We start from the raw sequence: 6255 nt of genomic DNA, 5'->3' as shown, positions 1-6255 counted from the left end.
GAAATTGCAAAAGTGCATATTCTAAAAGCGGACATTTTTACTTTGGAGAAACCGGACATTTCTATTTTGGAGTTACAAACGCAATTGCGTATAATCAATATTATGTTAAATACCATTCACCATACAATAAGTTCATATTTATCTTACTCTCACCTGAATTGGCTATTCACCAAAACTTATGAATCTTGCCGGCTTTGAATATAGCTTCCTTGAGGATTTGATAGCCCTAGGAGTATTCCTTTGAAAGTTTTCGCAATGAATTACTTAGCTAACTTTGGCTGTAAGCCATTAAATTGCTTATGTCAACTGCCAAGCCTTTTGAAATTTTCCTTAGAAATTAAAACTAAATAAGAATTGGGTCTGACGGTTCTATATCAGCATATTTAACTTAAGCACTCGCAACTAATGCTGCACAAACGGCCCGCTTCTCTGGTTCAGATAACTGATGAGCTAAAAGACCTTCAATGGTGAATACAGCTATTTTTACTCTAGGCTCAATTTGATCAGCGGACATTCCTATCTTCTGTAGCTCTAAACGAAACAATGCCTCCACCATGACATGGAATCTCTCATGCCACTCCTTTAGTTCTGTCGAAAATTTCAGTCTAGCATGCACAGTACTCACCAAGCGATCAACTAATTGCAGTTGATCCACTACCCAGATTAAACGTTCAGAAAGATCCTTTGATGATTGCAACATGTATTCATTTACATGCTTGGTTAACTCAGCATTCAGGATGCTAACCAATAATTCATCTTTATTTTTGAAATACCAGTAAATGGTATTTGGGGCAACTCTAGCTTCAACAGCAATACGACTCATGGAAGTCGCATCATACCCTTCGGTTAAAAACAACGAACGTGCAGCATCAATGATCTCTTGTTGTTTTTCTTCCCGATCTTGTACACGTTTATTACGGGCCATTCAGTTTTCCTACTCTACTAAAAATTAAGGTGCTATCACATAAAACGGATCAAAGCAGTATCGTAAATTCTTCTTGAATGCTATTCAAGAATATAGTTAAATCATACTATCTTGAACAACATTCAAGATAATGTAAAAGAATAATAATGCACTACTGATTGATCAAAATAAATTTAATTTTCTGGTGCATTTTTAACAAGAAATAAGATGGAAGGCAGCCATCAAGAAATCTAAGAGCAGGCCAAAATATATGTCAAACCGTAAATATCCTGATACCTCACATATTGAAAAATCAGTCTATGAGTCTAACTTCCTAACTGAAGGTGATATGTGCTCAGCAACATTACATGTACCTAAAGAGTCAGCAACACAAAAGCTGCCTGCTGTTTTAATGGTAGGTGGTTGGGGAAGTATTCAAGGTGCATTGACCGATTCTTTCATCAATCACTTTGTTACCCAAGGTTATGCTGTGATGGAATTTGATTATCCAGGCTGGGGATTAAGTGGAGGTCTGCCGCGTCAGGATATTAATCCGTGGAAGAGAGTAAAAACCGTTAATAAAGCATTATCCCATTTGAAGTCTATGCCTCAGGTGGATGCTGACAATATTATTGCCTGGGGTACTTCATTTGGTGGTGGACATGTGGTGGATCTAGTAGCAGAACACCCTGAATTAAAAGGTGCCATTATTCAAGTTCCTATGCTAGATGGCATCAGTACAGTACGTTCTGTACCTCTACCCCAAATGTTTAAATTTTTAGGGTATGGTTTAGCGGACAGAATTAAACCAGGTGAACGAATTTGCATTCCAACTGTGTCACAACCGGGTCAATTAGGAGCGATGGATCGTGATCAGGCCTGGAATGCCATGGAACTTGCTAAAGAGAAATTGAATATAGACTATGATAATCGTGTTACTGCACGTTCGCTTTTGACTATGGGATTCTATCGCCCATGGAAACGTTTAAAGCAGGTCAAAGTACCTATGTTGATTGTAGGGGCAACTCAAGATACCGTCGCTCCGTTCGTAGCTAAAAAGATTGAAAAGGTAAAAAATCCTTTCATTCAAATGAAGAAAATTGAAGCGGACCATTTTGACCCTTATTTTGAACCATACTTCTCACAAAATTTAAGTTATCAGTTGGACTTTTTAAACAGCTTAAAGTCTTCAAGAGCACACGTATAAATGCCATACCGCTTATAACAGCTAAAATAGCCTTATCCCTGGATAAGGCTATTTCTTTAAAGCGATCGATAGAAAATTTTTAAATTAAAGCTGCTGTAGAAATGATATATGTTGCGATTGGATGCGATCGATAAAGGGTGCATGAAACAGATCAAAATGCCCACAGTCTTCTTCTAAATAGCGGATTGACTTTGATTGTTGCGCCGTTTTGCGTGTACTTGATATTGGAATTAAAGAGTCTTGCTTTGCTCCAATCATTAAGGTGGGGGTCTGAATTTTATGACTTACGGAAATGGGGCGATAAAATGGAATAGTGAGGACGATTCGTGCAGGAACTTGGTTATCCCAGTTTTGGTTTTCCTCAACTAATGAATAATAACCCTGATAACAATCCGAACCTGATAGGACTGCAAACCGACTTTTTGCCACGACCTTCATCAATTTTGCCTTACCAAATAGACTATAGAATAAGTCAGTGATTGTTAAATAGGTTGCAGGCAAAAGATAACGTTTAGGGTAACCCTACACTGAAAGTTTGCGTATCTGTTAAGTCAAAGTTTAAGCGGCCATTGATGTCAAGGGTATCGGTATCCATTGTGCTACCCTGCCAAGGACTTAATGAAATACGCTTTCCTCGACCATCAAATCGAGAACCTCGGCGGGTATAATCTAGGCCTAAAAATCCATCCACTTGATCATTACTAAATGAGGCAGTTTGACCCACTTGGTAAGTTAAACCGTCACGGCGGAAATTATCGGCTGATGTGATGCCCAGCTTGGTTTGAAAACTTACGGGTTCAGATTTATCTGTGCGTTTGGTAATAATATTAATAATACCGCCAGTTGCACCTGAACCATAAATACTGGATGCGCCGGAAACCACCTCAATATGGTCAATCATATTTGGACTAATACTATTCAGTTGACGTGCAATATCCCGTGAACCTGTCTGTGAAACTCCATCAATCATGACCAGTACATTACGTCCACGCATGGTCTGACCATAATTACTTGTAGTTCCACTACTAGGTGCTAAAGATGGTACAAGCTGCGCTAAAATATCCGCGACTTTTCGACCTGCGCCAGCTTGTTGAACAATTGCTTCGCCATGAATGGTTTGTACTGTCCCTGCGATCTCGGCGATTGTTTTAGGTGTACGTGTGGCGGTCATCACCATTGTTGAAAGTTGAGTGATATCCGGTTTTTCTGGTGCAGCTGCTGGGCTACTCTCTTTTGCATAAAGATGCATAGAAATAGCGATTGTGAGAAGACAAAGATTAAATTGAGATCGCCGCATTTTCATTCCCTAGATTGCAATTGTTAATTTTGCGGCAAATGATAATCATTATTATTAATGATGTAAAATTATTATTTAAAAATTTTATTGAGTACTTTCCTGGCTTGAAACTTCACAGGAAAAATTTCATAAAACAGACAATGAACACTGCTTTGAAATGAAAAAAATTAATATTTATTGATCTATTTTTAATTGAGGTAACCGACTTCTTCTAAGTAAATCAAGTAATCCAAATTGAACAGGAAGCTCCTTCTAAAGATAATTATTTAGATCATGAATCTGCTAAGAAGCATACGCTCTATAATCAAACCACTATTATGAGCGTATTCGTTATCTTCCAATTGCCTTCAGCTTAACCCAAACCCTTAACCAGAAAGAAACAGCCCACAATCACCAATAACACGGCGAAACATTTTTTCAGGATTTGTGGCGATAATGCATGTGCTGTTTTCGCCCCAAGTTTGGCAGTAAAGAAACTCATAATGCTAATACCAAGAAAAGCATAAATATGAACAAAGCCAATAGTATTGGGCACATTCACCTGCGCCTGCATCCCAAAAATCATAAATCCCAAAGCACCGGCAACTGCAATGGGGAAACCACAGGCTGCAGATGTGCCTACTGCCTGTTGCATGACCACGCCATAACGGTTGAGATACGGTACGGTCAAGCTGCCACCGCCAACCCCAAAGATGGCTGAAGCAAAACCAATTCCCGAACCTGCAGCGATTTGTTGACCGGTTGAGGGCAAGGTTCGCCCCTGCTCTGCCGGCTTTTTGCTACCTGTAAACATGGTATACGCCACCCAGATCAGAAAGATTCCTACCACAATCTGCAAATGTAAGCCCGAAATTAAACCGGCAATCCCTGCACCGAAAAAGCATCCAATGGCCATAGGCGGAGCTAGATGTCTAAAGACTGGCCACAGCACTGCCTCGTTCTTATGGTGCGCCATCAATGAACTGATAGAGGTGATCACAATAGTTGCTAGCGATGTACCTAAAGCCAAATGCATAATCACATCCGGACTATAACCCATCTGCATAAACACGATATATAACAGTGGTACAATGATTGTTCCGCCACCGACCCCAAACAGCCCAGCGGCAAAACCTGCGCATGCCCCGATAATTAAAAAAATGATAATTTCCACGAAATACTGACTGAATAATTTGAAATTAAAGACAAGGCGCCTTAAGCAAGTTCCAGCTCACCAACCTGATGATAGGCACGATTAAAATACACCAGACCATGTTCTTGCTGACTGTGCTGAATGGCCAGCACACGGCACATAAAAATGCTATGCGTACCCACCTGCTGAATCTGCTCAATCTCGCAATCAAAGCTGGTCAAGGCATCTGTTAACACCGGTGCGCCGGTTTCCAGTTCGGTCCAGGTTCCATATTGAAAGCGCTCTTCAGACTTCATTTTGGAAGCAAAGACATTGGAGATCTGCTGATGCTGCGCGCCTAGCACATTCACGCTCAAGACTTTATTTTCAATAAAATGGGCGTGTGAACGTGAGGTCTGATTCATGCAAACCAATAAGGTCGGTGGTGTATCGGTTACACTACACACGGCAGATGCGGTAAATCCATGCACACCAGATGCCCCAGCCGTGGTCACCACATTGACCGCGCTGCTGAGCAAAGACATGGCATTTCTAAAGTCTGCTGCTTCAATCATCACCGGATTCCTTCATTTTCTTGGGTTATGCTTGAAATGGTTGTTAAGCGGATGGGCCAGATGTTTTCCATCCATTCCCATCAGCTCTGCCACATGATGTACCTGCGCGTTAAGCACTCAATTCTTGACGCACAATATCGGCGCCAGCGCTTAAAGCACGCAGTTTACCTTGCGCCACCTGACGTGATAACGGCGTCATACCACAGTTGGTCGATGGATAAAGCTTGTCGGCATCGACAAATTGCAAGGCCTTACGCAAGGTATTGGCCACTTCTTCTGCGGTTTCAATCTGGTTGGTGGCCACATCAATAGCGCCAACCATGACTTTTTTGCCACGGATCAGCTCAATCAGGTCCATCGGTACGCGCGAGTTCTGGCATTCCAGCGATACAATATCAATTTTGGATTGTTGCAATTTCGGGAATACGGCTTCATATTGTCGCCATTCAGAGCCTAAGGTTTTTTTCCAGTCGGTATTGGCTTTAATGCCATAGCCATAACAGATATGCACGGCGGTTTCGCATTTCAGTCCTTCCAGTGCGCGTTCCAGTGTGGCCACGCCCCAGTCATTGACTTCATCAAAGAACACGTTAAAAGCAGGTTCATCAAACTGGATAATATCGACCCCAGCCGCTTCGAGTTCCCTTGCCTCCTGATTCAGGATTTTGGCAAATTCCCAGGCCAGTTTTTCACGGCTTTTGTAATGACCATCGTACAGGGTATCAATCATGGTCATTGGACCCGGCAAAGCCCATTTAATTGGCTGAGTGGTCTGGCTGCGTAAAAACTTGGCATCTTTCACAAACACTGGCTGTTTCCGGGTTACTTCACCGATCACCGAAGGTACGTTGGCATCATAACGGTTACGGATACGCACCGTTTCCCGTTTTTCAAAATCCACACCTTCGAGATGTTCAATAAAGGTGGTGACAAAATGCTGACGGGTTTGTTCACCATCACTGACAATATCAATCCCGGCCAGTAACTGTTCATGCAGTGACAGGCTCAAGGCATCCTGTTTGGCTTCACGTAGTGCATCGCCTTCAAGTTTCCACGGCGACCAGAGTTGTTCCGGTTCTGCCAGCCAAGACGGTTTCGGTAAGCTGCCTGCGGTTGAAGTTGGGAGTAAAATGCTCATCTTTAATCTTCTATCTCTATACG

The 6255-nt window shown here is 41.9% G+C and carries 6 protein-coding genes and 1 pseudogene; 1 reads left to right on the top strand and 6 read right to left on the bottom strand.

Annotated features, from left to right (window positions below; all coding sequences use genetic code 11):
- Nucleotides 1–388: 388 nt before the first annotated feature.
- Nucleotides 389–925 carry a TetR/AcrR family transcriptional regulator gene (locus HHA42_RS07535; protein ID WP_075168278.1) on the bottom strand — a complete coding sequence of 179 codons (537 nt, stop codon included), beginning with the start codon at nt 923–925 and terminating at the stop codon, nt 389–391.
- Between the two features lie 250 nt (nt 926–1175).
- Here HHA42_RS07535 and HHA42_RS07530 point away from each other — a divergent pair, with 250 nt between their 5' ends.
- Nucleotides 1176–2111 (top strand): alpha/beta fold hydrolase, encoded by a 936-nt coding sequence (locus HHA42_RS07530; RefSeq protein WP_104492492.1) that lies wholly within the window; start codon nt 1176–1178, stop codon nt 2109–2111.
- An 84-nt stretch (nt 2112–2195) separates the two neighbouring features.
- Here HHA42_RS07530 and HHA42_RS07525 read toward each other — a convergent pair whose 3' ends face one another.
- The 5 genes and pseudogenes from HHA42_RS07525 to HHA42_RS07505 form a co-directional block, all read right to left on the bottom strand.
- Nucleotides 2196–2549 (bottom strand): alpha/beta hydrolase, encoded by a 354-nt coding sequence (locus tag HHA42_RS07525; protein ID WP_075168280.1) that lies wholly within the window; start codon nt 2547–2549, stop codon nt 2196–2198.
- 103 nt (nt 2550–2652) lie between these two features.
- Nucleotides 2653–3408, bottom strand: a pseudogene (locus tag HHA42_RS07520) (TonB-dependent receptor plug domain-containing protein); the annotation flags it as partial.
- A gap of 352 nt (nt 3409–3760) precedes the next feature.
- Nucleotides 3761–4561, bottom strand: a complete 801-nt coding sequence (locus tag HHA42_RS07515; protein WP_168418679.1) for a sulfite exporter TauE/SafE family protein — start codon at nt 4559–4561, stop codon at nt 3761–3763.
- Between the two features lie 41 nt (nt 4562–4602).
- Nucleotides 4603–5094, bottom strand: a complete 492-nt coding sequence (locus HHA42_RS07510) for a flavin reductase (protein WP_160232475.1) — start codon at nt 5092–5094, stop codon at nt 4603–4605.
- 109 nt (nt 5095–5203) lie between these two features.
- Nucleotides 5204–6232, bottom strand: coding sequence for a methionine synthase (locus HHA42_RS07505; RefSeq protein WP_168418678.1), 1029 nt, complete (start codon nt 6230–6232; stop codon nt 5204–5206).
- Between the last annotated feature and the right edge of the window lie 23 nt (nt 6233–6255).

The sequence above is a fragment of the Acinetobacter sp. A3 genome (assembly GCF_012371415.1).
In the GTDB taxonomy this organism is placed as follows: domain Bacteria; phylum Pseudomonadota; class Gammaproteobacteria; order Pseudomonadales; family Moraxellaceae; genus Acinetobacter.
Note: the sequence above shows the minus strand (reverse complement) of the source record. Positions and strands in the feature narration are given on the sequence as shown.

Coding starts and splice junctions, on each gene's coding strand:
- HHA42_RS07535 (WP_075168278.1), bottom strand. CDS start 925: ATGGCCCGTAATAAACGTGTACAAGATCGGGAAGAAAAACAACAAGAG.
- HHA42_RS07505 (WP_168418678.1), bottom strand. CDS start 6,232: ATGAGCATTTTACTCCCAACTTCAACCGCAGGCAGCTTACCGAAACCG.
- HHA42_RS07525 (WP_075168280.1), bottom strand. CDS start 2,549: ATGAAGGTCGTGGCAAAAAGTCGGTTTGCAGTCCTATCAGGTTCGGAT.
- HHA42_RS07510 (WP_160232475.1), bottom strand. CDS start 5,094: ATGATTGAAGCAGCAGACTTTAGAAATGCCATGTCTTTGCTCAGCAGC.
- HHA42_RS07530 (WP_104492492.1), top strand. CDS start 1,176: ATGTCAAACCGTAAATATCCTGATACCTCACATATTGAAAAATCAGTC.